Source organism: Vibrio splendidus (assembly GCF_001557875.1).
GTDB classification, from domain to species: domain Bacteria; phylum Pseudomonadota; class Gammaproteobacteria; order Enterobacterales; family Vibrionaceae; genus Vibrio; species Vibrio splendidus_F.
Window position 1 is genome coordinate 152,995 of the sequence record NZ_LNRF01000005.1, and the last position, 16,340, is coordinate 169,334.

Here is a 16,340-nt window from a genome sequence, read left to right on the forward strand (position 1 = left end):
TGGTCATTTAAGACCAAATTATTAATTGCAGCTTTCGGGCTGCATTTTTATGACTGTTATATACCGCCTGTATAGGTGGATAGATATTTTTTAAGAAAGTTAACTGCGTTAGGAGATGAAATGAACGACCAAAAAATCATTGTAGCCTTGGATTATGACAACCAAGCGGATGCGTTAGCCTTTGTCGATCGTATTGACCCTGCATCTTGCCGCCTAAAAGTTGGCAAAGAGATGTTTACCCTGTTTGGCCCTGAATTTGTTCGTGAATTACATAAACGTGGTTTCTCAGTATTTTTGGATCTTAAATTCCACGACATCCCGAACACATGTTCAAAAGCAGTGCGTGCTGCCGCAGAACTAGGTGTTTGGATGGTAAACGTACACGCAAGTGGCGGTGAGCGTATGATGACCGCTTCTCGCGAAATCTTAGAACCTTATGGCAAAGATCGTCCGTTGTTAATCGGCGTGACAGTTCTGACCAGTATGGAACAATCTGACTTAGCGGGTATCGGCCTAGATCTTGAACCACAGCAACAAGTGATGCGTTTAGCGTCTCTAACGAAAAACTCAGGTCTAGACGGCGTTGTATGTTCTGCACAAGAGGCTTCTTTGCTTAAAGGTGCACTTGGTCAGGAGTTCAAACTAGTGACTCCAGGTATTCGCCCTGTAGGTGCAGATGTTGGTGACCAGAAGCGTATTATGACGCCTTCTAAAGCGATTGAATCAGGTTCTGACTACCTAGTTATCGGTCGTCCAATTACTCAAGCTATAGACCCTGCAGCGGTTCTTGCTGAGGTTAACGGTACCCTAGCTTAAGTTTCTCTTATAGCTAGCGATACGAATAAAGAAGGCCAGCAAATTGCTGGCCTTCTTGTTTGTTTTCGAGAAACAGAACTCGTTTGGACTAGACTGGCTTAATTTAAACCGGCGCACCACTATGGAATTTAAAGTCATTGTCTTCTGAAGTAATAAGGTCAGCTTCTACTTGAGCAAAGTGAGCAATACGTTCAGAGATATCTTTCCCTGCGATCTGCTCTGCTAACTCAAGGTAATCTTGATAATGACGCGCTTCTGAACGAAGCAGAGACACGTAAAACTTCTCCATGTCTTCTTCTAGGAAAGGAGCCAATTTAGCGAAGCGTTCACAAGAACGAGCCTCAATAAACGCACCGATGATCAGCTTATCAACCAGAGCATCAGGCTCGTAAGTCTTAACTTGTTTGATCAAGCCTTTAGCATAGCGACCCGCCTCGATCGGTTGGTAAGTCACGCCTTTCTTCTCCATCAACTCCATGACTTGGTAGAAGTGATGCAGTTCTTCTTTGATCAGTAGTACCATCTTATCGATCAGGTCAGCACCGTAATTACAGCCTTCTTTCGCTGTGATTTGCTTGGATACGTTGCTTTTACCACGCAGAGACTCTAAGTCTCCGATACGACGGTAAGCAAATTGTTCGTATGGTAAAATCCATTCATTCAGTTGCTTTGCACTTTCTTTATCAACGGCGTACTTGCGGATAAGGAACAAAGCACTCTGTGCCGCCTTAAGTTCACAAAGCATGTGGTCGCGTAGAATGATGTGCAGATTTTCAGGCTTTTTGGCTTCATCGATCCATGAATCTGGCGTTTCAGCTTTAAGAAAAGAGTGGATTGGAGCTAATAATTCTTGATACATGGTCAGGGCAAGTTTGTTGATAATGCGGGATTTTATCACAGCTCAAGAGATCTCCCTATACAGAGAAAGGAAATTCGACAGGCACAAAAAAGGCCGCCTATTTGTGTAAATAAGGCGGCCTTTAAGTGTTGAGTTAGACTGTTACCATTTCTTCTTCTGACCAAAGAGGGCATCCATGTCGTCATCACGTTCTTTAGATTCGATCTGTTGTAAATCTTGCGCGTTTTTATCTTGGCGCTTCTGATCAAGGTCGTTAAGCATCTGCTGAAGCTTTTCTTTTGCTTGAGTTGAATATGAATCGTTCTTGGTGGCTAGTGCGTCAATACCTTTACGCAGTAACTGAATTGCCGTTCCTGGTTGTCCGCGAGAAATCGAGTCGTTTGCACGCTTGATAACATTTTCGATGTTGATACGAATTTGAATCGTCTCTAGACGAGCGTTTTCAACCACATAAGCTTGAGTCTCGAAGCGGCCTTTATTGTGCTCGTTACGTACCGTGTCACGTAGGCGCTTAACGAGCTTAAGCATCATGATCGCTTGTTTGTCACTGCTTGGCACGCGGAAAGTAGTGCTTTCACCACCTTGGTAGTTCTCTTTAAGTTGCGTGATCTGTTGTTTTACGCTTTCAATGCGTTGGGCAAGCTGTTTGTTTTTAGGATCGAGCTGATACATGTTTTCTAATGCATCAAGAATTCGATTGTTTAAGCATATAAGAAGATCTTGGCTAAACGGCATGTGGTGAGCATTGCCAATCAGCTCTTCTGTTCCGTCAATAATGGTTAGATAACGAGATGCTTCCTGTTTCTTCGCTGTTTCTACCTTAACTTTGTATTGAAGCATGATGTTGTAGCCTAAAACCAACACCAAAAGAACGGCTACTAAGGCGATTATTAAACCAATATTCATATATTTGTGTCTGCTTATTGTTTTCTATAGCTAACTAGAGAGGATACACGATTCCATTGTGTATCGGCACTCGTAAATTGCAATTTCTGATTATCTCTTGTTGAGCGAAATCGGCAATCAAAATTTACCAACTAATGTATGAGAATGAGGACTTGGTTGCAAAGCGTTAGTGATGTTTTTGTTTGTTAAGCTATAAAAATTCAATTTTTCTGTCATTTTTGTGCTCGAAGCGTTATAACTAATAATTATATTACACGAGACTATCACGCTCTCTTTGCAAATAAGTTAGCACAGAAATGAGTAAAGGATTACGAGGTTAGATATGAAGTTACAGCAACTGAAGTACATTGTTGAGGTTGTAAACCATAACCTAAATGTTTCAGCGACAGCAGAGAGTTTGTATACATCTCAGCCTGGTATTAGTAAGCAAGTTAGATTACTTGAAGATGAGCTAGGTATTCAGATTTTCGAGCGTAGTGGTAAGCATTTAACACAGGTTACCCAAGCGGGTGAGGATATCATTCGTATCTCTCAAGAGATTTTGGCTCGTGTTGAAAGTATTAAAGCCGTAGCCGGCGAGCACACTCATCCCGAGATGGGCACGTTGAATATCTCAACCACTCATACTCAAGCTCGTTATGCACTGCCTGATGTGATTAAAGGTTTCACGGCGCGCTATCCAAAAGTATCGCTTCACATGCACCAAGGTACACCAAGCCAAATGTCTGAGGCTGTGGCGAAAGGTACTGCAAACTTTGCGATTGCGACAGAAGCACTTCACCTATACCAAGATGCGATCATGCTGCCTTGTTACCACTGGAACCGTTCGATCGTCGTGACCAAAGATCATCCTCTGGCACAGAAGCGCAATATCACGATCGAAGATCTTGCGGCTTATTCCCTAGTGACCTACGTATTTGGTTTCACTGGTCGTTCTGAGCTTGATACGGCGTTCAACAAGGTAGGGCTAACACCGCGCGTTGTGTTTACCGCGACCGATGCAGACGTCATCAAAACCTACGTTCGTATGGGCATTGGTGTTGGTGTAATTGCAAGTATGGCGATTGATCATGAGCAAGATACCGATTTGGTTGCGATTGATGCGAGTCATCTATTTGGTGCAAGCACAACCAGTATTGGCTTTAGAAAAGGTACCTTCCTGCGTTCTTACATGTTTGACTTTATGGAGCGTTTTGCGCCGCACCTAACTCGCCCTGTGGTTGAGCAAGCTATTTCTTTGAAATCGAATGAAGAGATCGAAGAGATGTTTAAAGATATCGAGCTGCCAGTTCGTTAATCTCATCGTGTAAATCTAGATTCTTATTCGGCCTGTATTTACAGGTCGTTTTTCTTTTGGGCTGATAGACTTCGTTTTAGTTCTCTTTATCGAGCCTTTTCATTTAGGCCTCTTACCCCTACAATCCACGCATCATAGGGGGAAGCATGCATTCACGATTTAAAATACTCGATTCATTTTTGCTAGAGCACCAGATTTACTGGCGTTCAGAGCCTTTTCACCTATGCCAAACTCAACAGCAGCCATGGAAAGAGGTCAATCCTCCACTCGTTGATTGGTTAGAAAGCTTAGATAATGAAAGCATTCAAACTTTAAAAGAGCAGCCTCAGCTTTTGGTCGAGGAACTGACTCGCTTCCTCCCTGAGTTAGATACTGCAAACCAAAACATCCAGTTCGACAACACTGTGTTGGTTGGTTTAGACCTCCCACGTGGTACTGCTGATGGTATTCCTGGCCGAAAGCTACAACAGATTGTCGCGATGGGCGAGGCTGTACTAGAGCTTCACCATGGCAAAGAATGGCTCGAGTGGTGTTCTGGTAAAGGCTTTCTTGGTCGAATCCTATCCCAACAATCTTATCAAAAAGTCACTAGTTTTGAATGGCAGCAATCGTTGTGCGAAAGCGGGCAAAAGATTGCTGATGATCAGAAGTTAGAGATGAACTTTGTTCAAGGTGATGCGTTTTCTGACGATGCCGATGACGTGTTTCACTCAGGTCAACATGCAGTTGCCCTTCATGCTTGTGGCGACCTTCATGTTGAGTTAGTTAAAAAGTCTGTGTCACATGGGCTACCAGCGGTCACTATTTCCCCTTGTTGTTATCATCTTATTCGAGACGAAGTGTATCAAGCGATGTCTTCTGTCGCGAAAAGCTCAGCATTAACGTTAAGTAAGAGCGACTTAAGAATTCCGCTTCAAGAAACCGTCACCGGCGGTGAACGAGTGAAAAGACATCGTCAACTGGAGATGAGTTACCGTCTAGGCTTCAGCCAGTTACTTAAGGCTGAACTTAGCATTGATGAATACGTCCCGGTGCCGAGTATCAAAAAATCAGAGTTAGCTGAGGGTTTTGAATCATTCTGCCGCTGGGCATCTGAAGTGAAAGATATATCGTTTGGTTCAGATATTGATTTTGACTCTTATTTAATTCAGGGCGAAGCGCTTTTCTGGGAAATGGAAAAGCTGAGTTTGGTTCAACAAGTCTTTAGAAGACCTTTAGAGATATGGCTAGCTTTAGATCGCGCTATCTATCTGCAAGAGCAAGGTTACGAAGCTTCGATTGAAGAGTTCTGTGAACGCACTATTACGCCAAGGAACCTATTGATTCATGGGGTGAAAATCGAGCGCTAGTGGTAAACCGTACTGTTACGTGTTTTTACGACCTAAATCCATTAATGCAAAATAAAGCTATAAATACAAATAAAGTCATAAACGCAAAAAAGCCAGTGCGACATAATGGTCGTACTGGCTTTTTGTTTAATGTGTATCAATCAACTGAATGCTTCAACGAGAAAATTATTACGTTCAGTTAACCACTACATCATTAGTTAAACATTGCGATTGCTTCAGCCGGATCTACGTATTCAAGGTCAAAGCTCTCTGCAACTTCTTTACAAGTTACTTTACCGTGAATGACGTTTAGACCTTCTAGGAAGCCTTCATCAGACAGAAGTGCTTCGCGGTAGCCTTTGTTCGCTAGCTTAACAATGTAAGGAAGTGTTGCATTGTTTAGTGCGTAAGTTGAAGTGCGAGCAACAGCACCTGGCATGTTTGCAACACAGTAGTGAACTACGTCATCAACAATGTAAGTTGGGTCTGCATGAGTGGTTGCGTGAGAAGTCTCGAAACAACCGCCTTGGTCGATTGCAACGTCAACAACAGCTGAACCTGGCTTCATCTTAGCGATGTGCTCTTTTGTAACCAGTTTAGGCGCTGCTGCACCAGGGATTAGTACTGCACCAATCACTAGGTCTGCTTCTAGAACATGCTTCTCGATAGCGTCTTCAGTAGAATAAACCACTTTTGCGCGACCTTGGAATTCTTCATCAAGACGACGAAGAGTATCTACGTTACGGTCAAGAATTGTAACATCAGCGCGAAGGCCAACAGCCATACGTGCTGCGTTAGCACCAACAACACCACCGCCAACAACAACAACTTTTGCTGGTTCAACACCTGGAACGCCACCAAGAAGAAGACCACAACCACCGTTAGATTTCTCTAATGTTTGTGCACCTGCTTGAATAGACATACGACCAGCTACTTCAGACATTGGTGCTAATAGTGGCAAGCGACCCATATTATCTGTTACAGTCTCATAGGCTACGCAGACAGCTTTGCTCTTGATAAGCTCTTCAGTTTGTGGAAAATCTGGTGCAAGGTGTAAATAGGTAAATAATATTTGCCCTTCGCGAAGCATAGCTCGCTCGACAGCTTGAGGTTCTTTAACCTTTACAATCATCTCTGCTTTCGCGAAAACGTCAGCAGCAGTAGGAAGAATGGATGCGCCTACAGCGATGTAATCATCGTCTGAAAAACCGATACCAGTACCGGCATTGGTTTCTACAAAAACTTGGTGGCCGTGTGAGATTAGTTCTCTCACGCTAGCTGGGGTCATACCAACGCGGTATTCGTGGTTCTTGATTTCCTTAGGTACGCCAATGATCATCCTGACTCCTCATTTTATTTTGGTTGTTTTATCTATGTGTAGGGTAATTCTGTCGAATTAATATCTAGTATAGATAGGTTCAGATAAAATTTGATACTGAATATTAAAAAGTTGTAGTATATTTTTTTGCAAGGAAGTAATAAGGTGGAATAAAAAATGGCAGACAATTATAAGAAGCCGTCCAAGGAACTAGATCGTATTGACCGCAACATTCTTAATGAGTTGCAAAAAGACGGTCGTATCTCAAACGTTGAACTCTCAAAACGAGTAGGACTTTCTCCAACTCCATGTCTTGAACGTGTTCGTCGTTTAGAACGTCAAGGTTACATTACTGGGTACACAGCGTTGCTGAACCCACAGTACCTTGATGCTTCACTTTTAGTGTTTGTTGAAATTACGTTGAACCGTGGTGCGCCAGATGTGTTCGAACAATTCAACACCGCTGTGCAGAAACTGGATGACATCCAAGAGTGTCATTTAGTGTCGGGTGATTTTGACTATCTTCTAAAAACACGTGTATCTGATATGGGTGCTTACCGTAAGCTACTGGGTGATACGTTACTTCGTCTACCGGGCGTAAACGACACTCGAACTTACGTAGTAATGGAAGAAGTGAAACAAACCAATCAACTTGTGATTAAAACTCGTTAGTCACAATTGGTGAAATGAAAGAAAGCGGACATTTGTTCCGCTTTCTTGCTTTCTGGAATTGGGTTTTTCTGTTTGATATGGTTAAATCAACAGTAGTTTCATTGAAACGAGCGGCTTTGGCCGCTCGAGATGTTTTTATCCCGTTTAATTATTAAGTTGGTTTATGTTCAAGCAGAGCAGTAATAAAGTAGAAACAATCATTAAAACGAGTGAAGAGCCTCAGTCTCCTCGTTTGAGTGGTTCTCAACGTCTCAAAGAGTGCAGTCTGATTCTCGGTGTTCTCTTCTCTATTCTACTTGCCGTTGCGTTATTAACTTTTAGTCCTGCAGACCCATCATGGTCGCAAACGGCGTGGGGGGGTGACATTCAAAATGCGGGTGGCTACCTAGGTGCTTGGTTGGCGGATACGCTTTTCTTCGTATTTGGTTCTTTGGCTTACCCTTTGCCTATCTTAGTGACGGTTGCTGCGTGGGTATTATTCCGCAAACGTAATGAAGACGAGCAGATCGACTTCATGCTGTGGGGCACTCGCTTACTCGGCCTGACTATCCTAATCCTTACTAGTTGTGGTCTAGCGGATATCAATTTTGACGACATCTGGTACTTTTCATCAGGTGGCGTAGTGGGCGACGTCTTAACAAGCCTTGCACTTCCGACATTGAATGTTCTTGGTAGTACGCTAGTCCTTCTTTTCTTATGGGGTGCTGGCTTTACTCTATTAACCGGTATTTCTTGGTTAAGCATTGTGGAATGGTTGGGTGAATGTGCCATCAAATTTTTCACATCTGCTGTTAATAAGGCTCGTGGCCAAGATCAAGAGCTACTAGAGCCTCAGTTAAGAGAATCAGAAGACCGCGATTTAATCGAAGAGCGTCATCAAGAGCCAACTTACCGTGATGTTCCTGCTATAGAAGACAACAAAGAATCAACAGAGCATGACCCGTTAGATCCAGCGATGAGCTTTTCTGCGACCAATGATTCTTCAGACGTGGCGACAAGTGCGCGAGACAATGCTGCATCGCCGAAGCGTCATTACAATATTCATATGCCTGTCGATGCTCCTTCAAAACAAGAAGCTCCTGTTCATGAAGAACCTCAGGTTCAGCCTCAAGCGGTAATTGAGTCAGAGCAATCGATCCCTGCCGCTCCTGTTTACCAAGCGCCAGAAGAGCCATTAGAAGAAGGTATTGAGCGCTCGAAGCAGTTGAATGCAACGATAGAGCAGCTAGAAAATGCAGCCATGTATGAAGATGACCTAGCGGAACAAGATCAGGTCGACGCACATGAGTCTCAGGTTGCGTACCAACAATACATGCAGAACGAACAATCAGAAGTTAGCCCTACTCATGCTGACCTTGAAAGTGCTGAACCAGAGTTAGATAGCTCACCACAAGTAAATGGCGAATTCGGTGCTGAAGATGTTCAGCCTGAATCTTTATACGCTGCACCTATAGGCGAGCCAGAAGCAACAGTGGAAGACGATTTCTCTGCACAACCTTCACCGTTTGATGTAGCGGAAGATCAAAGCTACCAACAGGCTTCAGATCTTGAATCTGAACAGACTGAAGCTGAGTTAGCTGACGCAGCATCAACCGACGAGCAGTTTGAATCTTTCTCTTACCAAGAAGAACATTCAGAACCTGAACAACCAACAGAGCAAAGCCAAGAACCAGCTGTTGATCTTTCTTGGGAAGAAGTAACGGAAGAAGAACCTTCGCATCAAGATCAAGATGTCGCCGCATTCCAAAGCATTGTTTCTGAAGCACAAGCGAATATGGCAGCGGCGCAGAACCCGTTCTTGGTTCAACAAGATGTTAATTTACCGAAACCTGCTGAGCCATTACCAACGCTTGAATTGTTATTTCACCCTGAAAAGCGTGAAACCTTTATTGACCGTGATGCATTAGAGGCGATTGCTCGTCTTGTTGAATCTAAGCTAGCGGACTACAAGATCAAAGCCGATGTGGTTGATATTTTCCCTGGCCCAGTGATCACTCGGTTCGAACTCGATCTGGCTCCGGGTGTGAAAGTGAGCCGTATTTCTGGCCTTTCTATGGACTTAGCGCGTTCGCTTTCTGCATTGGCTGTACGTGTCGTAGAGGTGATTCCGGGTAAACCTTATGTTGGCTTAGAACTGCCGAACATGAGTCGTCAAACGGTATTCTTCTCAGACGTGGTTGCTAGCCCTCAGTTCCAAGAAGCGAAATCGCCAACGACAGTGGTTCTCGGACAAGACATCGCTGGTGAAGCCGTTATTGCTGACCTATCGAAAATGCCTCACGTTCTGGTTGCTGGTACAACCGGTTCTGGTAAGTCGGTAGGTGTGAACGTAATGATTCTGAGCATGCTTTACAAAGCATCACCGGAAGATGTTCGATTCATCATGATCGACCCGAAAATGCTTGAGCTATCGGTTTATGAGGGTATTCCTCACCTATTGTCTGAAGTGGTAACCGACATGAAAGATGCGTCGAACGCCCTTCGTTGGTGTGTTGGCGAGATGGAACGTCGTTATAAGCTGATGTCAGCGTTAGGGGTTCGTAACATTAAAGGTTACAACGATAAGCTTAAGATGGCAGCGGAAGCAGGTCACCCAATTCATGATCCTCTGTGGAAGCCGGGCGACAGCATGGACCCTGAAGCACCATTGCTTGAGAAGCTGCCTTATATTGTGGTTATCGTTGATGAATTTGCCGACCTAATCATGGTGGTCGGTAAGAAGGTTGAAGAGCTGATTGCACGTTTGGCACAAAAAGCACGTGCGGCGGGTGTTCACTTGATTCTAGCGACGCAACGCCCTTCGGTGGATGTTATTACCGGTCTTATTAAAGCAAACATTCCAACCCGTGTTGCCTTTACCGTATCAACCAAAACGGATTCACGAACTATCCTTGACCAAGGTGGTGCCGAATCACTATTGGGCATGGGTGATATGCTTTACTTGCCGCCGGGTTCGAGTCATACAACTCGTGTTCATGGTGCCTTTGCATCTGATGACGATGTACACGCAGTCGTGAATAACTGGAAAGCGCGTGGTAAGCCAAACTATATTGATGAGATCACCAACGGTGAACAAACCCCAGAAACCTTACTTCCGGGTGAGAAGATGGAAGGTGATGAAGAGGTTGATCCTCTGTTTGATCAAGTGGTAGAGCACGTTGTTCATTCACGTCGTGGTTCAGTTTCAGGCGTGCAACGTCGATTCAAGATTGGCTACAACCGTGCTGCACGTATTGTCGAGCAACTTGAAGCTCAAGGTATTGTGAGTGCTCCGGGCCATAACGGTAACCGAGAAGTCTTAGCACCAGCGCCACCAAAAGATTAGTTCTACTAGGGCGTGTAGATCTTTCGAGCTGATTTTTGCAGCGAGTTGCTGGGTATTTATACAAGGCAGAGGCTTTGACGTGTAGCTAGCCTACATGAGAAGCCGATAACGTAGTAGAAATGACCAGCAAACGCTGCCCGAAGGGTTCGGCTAAAAGCGTTTTACTCTTTGTTGAGGGAGATTTGCTTAGAATGACTAGGCTACTTCCCCCTCGCCGCGATTAAAACGCATTTATCTCGAACAAAATCCAACCACGAAAGGTCAACACGCCCTAGGAACTTATACCCATTAAGTCGGTCAAATCGAAAATATGACCGACTTATGTTTTAACAGGATTATTGATGAAAAAAGTATTCGCACTTTTATTTATGAGCTTCTCAGTGTTTGCTTCTCCGAAAGAAGAGTTGAGTAGCCGTTTGGCATTAAACGCAGGCTTTAGCGCTGACTTTAAACAAGTCGTGACCAGCCCTGATGGTGATGTTGTTATGGAAGGTGAGGGCACGGTTGAGATTGCACGCCCAAGCTTGTTCCGCTGGGAAACAACTTTCCCGGACGAAAACTTATTGGTCTCTGACGGCCAGAGTTTGTGGTATTACAGCCCATTCATTGAGCAAGTGAGTATTTATTGGCAAGAGCAAGCGACATCGCAAACACCTTTTGTCCTGCTTACACGTAACCAAGAAAGCGATTGGGATAACTACAACGTCGCGCAAACGGGTAACCAATTTACACTAACACCAACGGCAGCGGACTCTAATCAGGGTGACTTCCAGATTAATATCACCGAGAAAGGCATTGTTCAGGGCTTTAATGTGATTGAACAAGACGGTCAAAAAGGTGAGTTTACCTTTAGCAATGTTGACTTGGGTAAACCTGCAGCAGACCGTTTTACTTTTGTGGCGCCGGAAGGTGTCGAGGTCGACGACCAAAGAAACTGATCTAAACAAGCAGATCGTTTGGTAGTACGTCGATAGGCATTAATGCCATCAACGAATCAAGAGATTGCAATTGAGTAATTACAGCTTAGATTTTGCGGGGGACGAAGATTTTCGTCCCCTTGCTGCTCGTATGAGACCGGAAACTGTCGAACAGTATATCGGTCAGCAGCATATATTAGGCCCAGGTAAACCACTTCGCAGAGCATTGGAAGCGGGCCATATCCACTCGATGATTTTGTGGGGGCCTCCGGGCACCGGTAAAACGACGTTAGCCGAAGTAGCAGCAAACTATGCGAATGCAGAAGTTGAACGCGTATCGGCGGTAACTTCGGGCGTAAAAGACATTCGTATTGCGATTGAAAAAGCGCGTGAGAACAAGCAAGCAGGGCGTAGAACCATCCTGTTTGTGGACGAAGTCCATCGCTTTAACAAAAGTCAGCAGGATGCTTTTCTGCCTCATATCGAAGATGGTACCGTGACCTTTATTGGTGCGACGACAGAAAATCCTTCTTTTGAATTGAACAACGCTTTGTTGTCACGTGCGCGTGTCTACAAACTGACTTCTCTCAATACCGAGGATATTTCCCTCGTCATCCGCCAAGCGATTGAAGATAAGCAACGCGGGTTAGGTGATGTGCCTGCTGATTTTGCTGATAATGTTTTAGATCGCCTTGCAGAACTGGTTAACGGCGATGCGCGTATGTCGCTTAACTATCTTGAACTGCTGTATGACATGGCAGAAGACAACGATAAAGGCGAGAAAGCGATAACCTTGCAGTTGTTGGCTGAAGTGGCCGGTGAGAAAGTCGCTCGTTTTGATAATAAAGGCGATATTTGGTACGACCTAATATCTGCAGTTCATAAGTCAATTCGTGGTTCAAACCCTGATGCCGCTTTATATTGGTCGGCACGCATGATTGCGGCAGGTTGCGATCCTCTGTATATCGTTAGACGCTTGCTGGCGATTGCTTCTGAAGATATTGGCAATGCTGACCCTCGCGCAATGCAAGTCGCGATGTCGGCTTGGGATTGTTTTACACGTATTGGCCCAGCTGAAGGGGAGCGTGCGATTGCACAGGCGGTTGTTTATCTCGCGTGTGCACCAAAGAGTAACGCCGTTTATACAGCTTGGAAGCAAGCGTTAACAGACGCGCACAATCTGCCTGAGTATGAAGTCCCTCATCATTTACGAAATGCACCCACAACTTTGATGAAGGACATGGGCTACGGGCAAGAATACCGTTATGCTCATGACGAACCTGGAGCCTACGCGGCTGGTGAAAAGTATCTGCCTCCTGAAATGGGAGAGAAGCAATACTATTTCCCAACAAAACGAGGCTTAGAGACCAAAATTGGTGAGAAGCTAGATTATCTGGCGGATTTGGACGCAAAAAGCCCACAAAAACGCTATGAAAAGTAGTCTTTTTTGGATATCGTTACCTAGTCATAAAAATTCAATTAAATCGTTAAAAGTTGGTCGAAATAGCACCAGTTTTAGGGGTTTAGCAGTGATTCAGTAGCAAACTACTGAATATTCAAATAACTAAAGCATAGGATTAGCAATGCTGGATTCTAAATTACTTCGAGCTGAGCTGGATGAAACAGCGGCAAAATTAGCACGTCGAGGCTTCACCCTTGATGTAGAGACAATTCGTGAACTTGAAGAAAAACGTAAGTCCCTTCAGATGAAAACTGAAGAGCTACAAGCGTTACGTAACTCTCGATCGAAGTCCATTGGTCAAGCGAAAGCAAAAGGCGACCATGAAGAAGCTGAGCGTATCCTTGCAGAAGTAGGCAACTTAGGCGCAGAACTAGACCAAGCTAAAGTAGCATTGGCTGATCTTCAATCTGAGCTAGAAACGATCACAATGTCTATTCCTAACCTACCTGATGCAGAAGTGCCAGATGGTAAAGACGAAGATGACAACGTAGAAGTTTCTCGTTGGGGTCAACCTAAGACTTACGACTTTGAAGTGAAAGATCACGTAGATCTTGGCGAAATGTCTGGCGGTCTCGATTTTGCTAGCGCAGTTAAAATCTCTGGTTCTCGTTTCATCGTGATGAAAGGCAAATTTGCGCGCCTACACCGTGCTATTGCTCAGTTCATGCTGGACCTTCACACAGATGAACACGGCTACACAGAAATGTACGTACCGTACCTAGTGAACCACGATAGCCTTTACGGTACTGGTCAACTTCCGAAGTTCGGCGAAGACTTGTTCCACACAAGCCCGCTAACTGAGCAAGTAAGTGATGTGCCTCTTAAGACTCTATCGCTTATCCCTACTGCGGAAGTGCCGGTAACGAACATGGTTCGTGACACAATTACTGATGAAGCTGAGCTGCCACTTAAGATGACTGCTCACACGCCATGTTTCCGTTCTGAAGCGGGTTCTTACGGTCGTGACACTCGTGGTCTTATCCGTATGCACCAATTCGACAAAGTTGAATTAGTACAAATCACTAAGCCAGAAGACTCAATGGCAGCGCTTGAAGAGCTAACAGGTCACGCTGAGAAAGTACTTCAACTTCTAGAGCTTCCTTACCGTAAAGTGATTCTATGTACAGGTGACATGGGCTTCGGTTCTGCGAAAACTTACGACTTAGAAGTATGGGTTCCAGCACAAGAGACTTACCGTGAGATTTCTTCTTGTTCAAACATGTGGGATTTCCAAGCGCGTCGTATGCAAGCTCGTTTCCGTCGTAAAGGCGAAAAGAAACCTGAACTTGTGCACACACTAAACGGTTCTGGTCTTGCTGTTGGTCGTACTATGGTTGCTATCCTTGAGAACAACCAAGAAGCTGACGGCCGTATTGCTATCCCAGCTGTGCTTCAGCCATACATGGGCGGCGTAACGCACATCGGTTAATTAGACTGATTAAGCATCAGAACGCTCATAAAACCCAGCCAGCAGGCTGGGTTTTTTATTGCCTATAGAATAGTGCAGTGGCGAGAAATAAATAACTTTTGTTACCTGTGTGTAATAGTGTTTTATTAATTTTGATAATTATTACAATCCTTAAATGTGGCTATAATATGCTCTTACCGCGGTAGGTATAGATTTTCTCGTTCAAATACTGAGGAGGGCTTATGGCCGTAGGATGGGCTGGTGACGATAGTGTCAGCCAGCAAATTCAAAATACCATTGATGATGAGATCTCTCGAGTAAGAGGTAACATTCAAGGCGGAGAAAGCTTGCGTTATTGCGATGAATGCGGTGATGAAATACCAGAACAAAGACGTCTTGCGATTAAAGGCGTACGTTTCTGTATTGAATGTCAGTTAATGTTAGAACATACAGCTCATCGTCATTCACTTTTCAACCGTAGAGCAAGTAAAGACAGCCAACTTCGTTAGAAGATGGTAGCTCTTTATTGTCGATAATAATGAACCTGCCTCTCCTTAACTTCAATATTGCAGATAGCAAATGAACCAGTAAGGAGAGGTAACCGTTTTGTCTTTTATTTAAAGCAGTGGCTATCTTTTAACGCGCAATCAATGGCGGAAACAAGTTGTTCGATGTGCTCAGTCTTGCTAATGAAAGGAGGCATCATATAAATCAATTTACCAAATGGACGGATCCAAACACCTTGCTCAACAAAATGAGCTTGAATAGTTTCCATATCGACAGGTGAGTTAGTTTCAACAACGCCAATCGCTCCGAGCCAGCGAACGTCTTTAACCAGATCATGCTCTCGAAGAGGCGGCAATAACTCAGAAAAGAGTTGTTCAATCTGTTGAGTCTGATTTTGCCAATGACCTTGCTCTATGATGGATAAACTTGCCGCACCGACTGCACAAGCCAATGGGTTACCCATAAAGGTTGGCCCGTGCATAAAGCAACCCGCTTCACCGCCACATACGGTGTCAGCAACTTCTTTACTCGCAAGCGTCGCTGACAGTGTCATGTAGCCACCAGTTAGCGCCTTACCTACACATAAGATATCCGGTTGAACATCGGCATGTTCGCAAGCAAAAAGTTTCCCTGTACGGCCAAATCCGGTCGCAATCTCATCCAAGATCAGCAAGACGTTGAATTCATCACACAGCAAGCGAACTTGTCTCAGAAATTCAGGATGGTAGATACGCATACCGCCAGCTCCTTGAACAATTGGCTCTAGGATCACGGCAGCGATTTCTTCATGGTGTGCGGTCAACTTTTCGCGAAAGCTATCAATGTCTTTGGCGTCCCACTCATCCCAAAAGCCAGTTTTTGGTGAATCAGCGAAAATGTGTTCCGGCAGAAAACCTTTATAGAGGCTGTGCATTGAGTTGTCAGGATCGGTCACTGACATCGCTGCAAAGGTATCACCGTGGTAGCCATCTCTTAGTGTCAGGAATTTTGAACGAGGTTGTCCTTTAGCGTGCCAGTACTGCAGCGCCATCTTGAGGCTAACCTCTACGGCTACTGAACCTGAATCGGCCAAAAATACGTGTTCTAAATTATTTGGAGCTAGATTAAGCAATTTTCTACATAAGTCGATAGCGGGCTGATGGGTGATACCACCAAACATAACGTGTGAAACTTTATCAATTTGGCTGTGAGCCGCAGCGTTTAGCTCTGGGTGGTTGTAGCCGTGAATGGTTGACCACCAAGAGGACATGCCATCAATAATTCGTTTTCCGCCTTCTAATTCTAGGTAAACACCGTCTGCATTTGTGACCGGGTAGCAGGTCAGAGGTGTCAACGTTGATGTGTAGGGATGCCAGATATGCTGGCGATCAAAGGCGAGATCCATAGTAACTTCCATTCTTAATGCGATTAAAAAATAATCAGATGTAAACTTTTGATATTATCAATGTGTTGACAGTCTAAAGCTTGTCGGTAGACTAGCCAAGCATAAATGCAATCTCTAGTGATAGGGATGCAACATCAAATA

13 protein-coding genes are annotated in these 16,340 nt (G+C 44.5%); 9 read left to right on the forward strand and 4 right to left on the reverse strand.

Annotated elements, in window-relative coordinates:
• Nucleotides 1–120 precede the first annotated feature (120 nt).
• Nucleotides 121–816, forward strand: coding sequence for an orotidine-5'-phosphate decarboxylase (gene pyrF / locus ATB74_RS13975; protein WP_061018952.1), 696 nt, complete (start codon nucleotides 121–123; stop codon nucleotides 814–816).
• 103 nt (nucleotides 817–919) lie between these two features.
• On the opposite strand, the gene miaE is transcribed toward pyrF, so the two are convergent.
• Complete coding sequence (gene miaE / locus ATB74_RS13980; protein WP_279626286.1) at nucleotides 920–1,714, reverse strand: tRNA isopentenyl-2-thiomethyl-A-37 hydroxylase MiaE; 795 nt, start codon at nucleotides 1,712–1,714, stop codon at nucleotides 920–922.
• Nucleotides 1,715–1,816: 102 nt separating this feature from the next.
• On the reverse strand, nucleotides 1,817–2,581 hold the full coding sequence (locus ATB74_RS13985; RefSeq protein WP_060982843.1) for a hypothetical protein: 765 nt from the start codon (nucleotides 2,579–2,581) through the stop codon (nucleotides 1,817–1,819).
• Between the two features lie 322 nt (nucleotides 2,582–2,903).
• Here ATB74_RS13985 and cysB point away from each other — a divergent pair, with 322 nt between their 5' ends.
• Together cysB and ATB74_RS13995 are read left to right on the forward strand one after the other, a co-directional pair.
• Nucleotides 2,904–3,878 carry an HTH-type transcriptional regulator CysB gene (gene cysB, locus ATB74_RS13990; protein ID WP_017060244.1) on the forward strand — a complete coding sequence of 325 codons (975 nt, stop codon included), beginning with the start codon at nucleotides 2,904–2,906 and terminating at the stop codon, nucleotides 3,876–3,878.
• A gap of 146 nt (nucleotides 3,879–4,024) precedes the next feature.
• Nucleotides 4,025–5,227 carry a methyltransferase gene (locus ATB74_RS13995; RefSeq protein ID WP_061018953.1) on the forward strand — a complete coding sequence of 401 codons (1,203 nt, stop codon included), beginning with the start codon at nucleotides 4,025–4,027 and terminating at the stop codon, nucleotides 5,225–5,227.
• Between the two features lie 193 nt (nucleotides 5,228–5,420).
• Here the strand turns inward: ATB74_RS13995 and ald are convergent, their stop codons facing one another.
• A complete protein-coding gene (gene ald / locus ATB74_RS14000; RefSeq protein ID WP_017060246.1) occupies nucleotides 5,421–6,545 on the reverse strand; it encodes an alanine dehydrogenase in 1,125 nt (374 codons plus the stop codon).
• A gap of 156 nt (nucleotides 6,546–6,701) precedes the next feature.
• Between ald and lrp the strand changes: the two genes are divergently transcribed.
• The 6 genes from lrp to ATB74_RS14030 all read left to right on the forward strand — a co-directional run bounded on the left by lrp (nucleotide 6,702) and on the right by ATB74_RS14030 (nucleotide 14,817).
• Nucleotides 6,702–7,196, forward strand: coding sequence for a leucine-responsive transcriptional regulator Lrp (gene lrp, locus ATB74_RS14005; protein WP_004734558.1), 495 nt, complete (start codon nucleotides 6,702–6,704; stop codon nucleotides 7,194–7,196).
• Between the two features lie 163 nt (nucleotides 7,197–7,359).
• Complete coding sequence (locus tag ATB74_RS14010) at nucleotides 7,360–10,521, forward strand: DNA translocase FtsK (protein ID WP_061018954.1); 3,162 nt, start codon at nucleotides 7,360–7,362, stop codon at nucleotides 10,519–10,521.
• Between the two features lie 341 nt (nucleotides 10,522–10,862).
• Nucleotides 10,863–11,459: an outer membrane lipoprotein chaperone LolA gene (gene lolA, locus ATB74_RS14015; RefSeq protein ID WP_048668726.1), complete on the forward strand. Its 597-nt coding sequence runs from the start codon at nucleotides 10,863–10,865 to the stop codon at nucleotides 11,457–11,459.
• Between the two features lie 64 nt (nucleotides 11,460–11,523).
• On the forward strand, nucleotides 11,524–12,879 hold the full coding sequence (locus tag ATB74_RS14020) for a replication-associated recombination protein A (protein WP_279626287.1): 1,356 nt from the start codon (nucleotides 11,524–11,526) through the stop codon (nucleotides 12,877–12,879).
• A gap of 142 nt (nucleotides 12,880–13,021) precedes the next feature.
• Nucleotides 13,022–14,329, forward strand: a complete 1,308-nt coding sequence (gene serS / locus ATB74_RS14025) for a serine--tRNA ligase (RefSeq protein ID WP_010439959.1) — start codon at nucleotides 13,022–13,024, stop codon at nucleotides 14,327–14,329.
• 221 nt (nucleotides 14,330–14,550) lie between these two features.
• Entirely contained in the window at nucleotides 14,551–14,817 is a 267-nt protein-coding gene (locus tag ATB74_RS14030; protein ID WP_060982840.1) for a DksA/TraR family C4-type zinc finger protein, read from the forward strand.
• A gap of 104 nt (nucleotides 14,818–14,921) precedes the next feature.
• Here ATB74_RS14030 and bioA read toward each other — a convergent pair whose 3' ends face one another.
• Nucleotides 14,922–16,199 carry an adenosylmethionine--8-amino-7-oxononanoate transaminase gene (bioA, locus tag ATB74_RS14035; protein WP_060982839.1) on the reverse strand — a complete coding sequence of 426 codons (1,278 nt, stop codon included), beginning with the start codon at nucleotides 16,197–16,199 and terminating at the stop codon, nucleotides 14,922–14,924.
• Nucleotides 16,200–16,340: the final 141 nt, after the last annotated feature.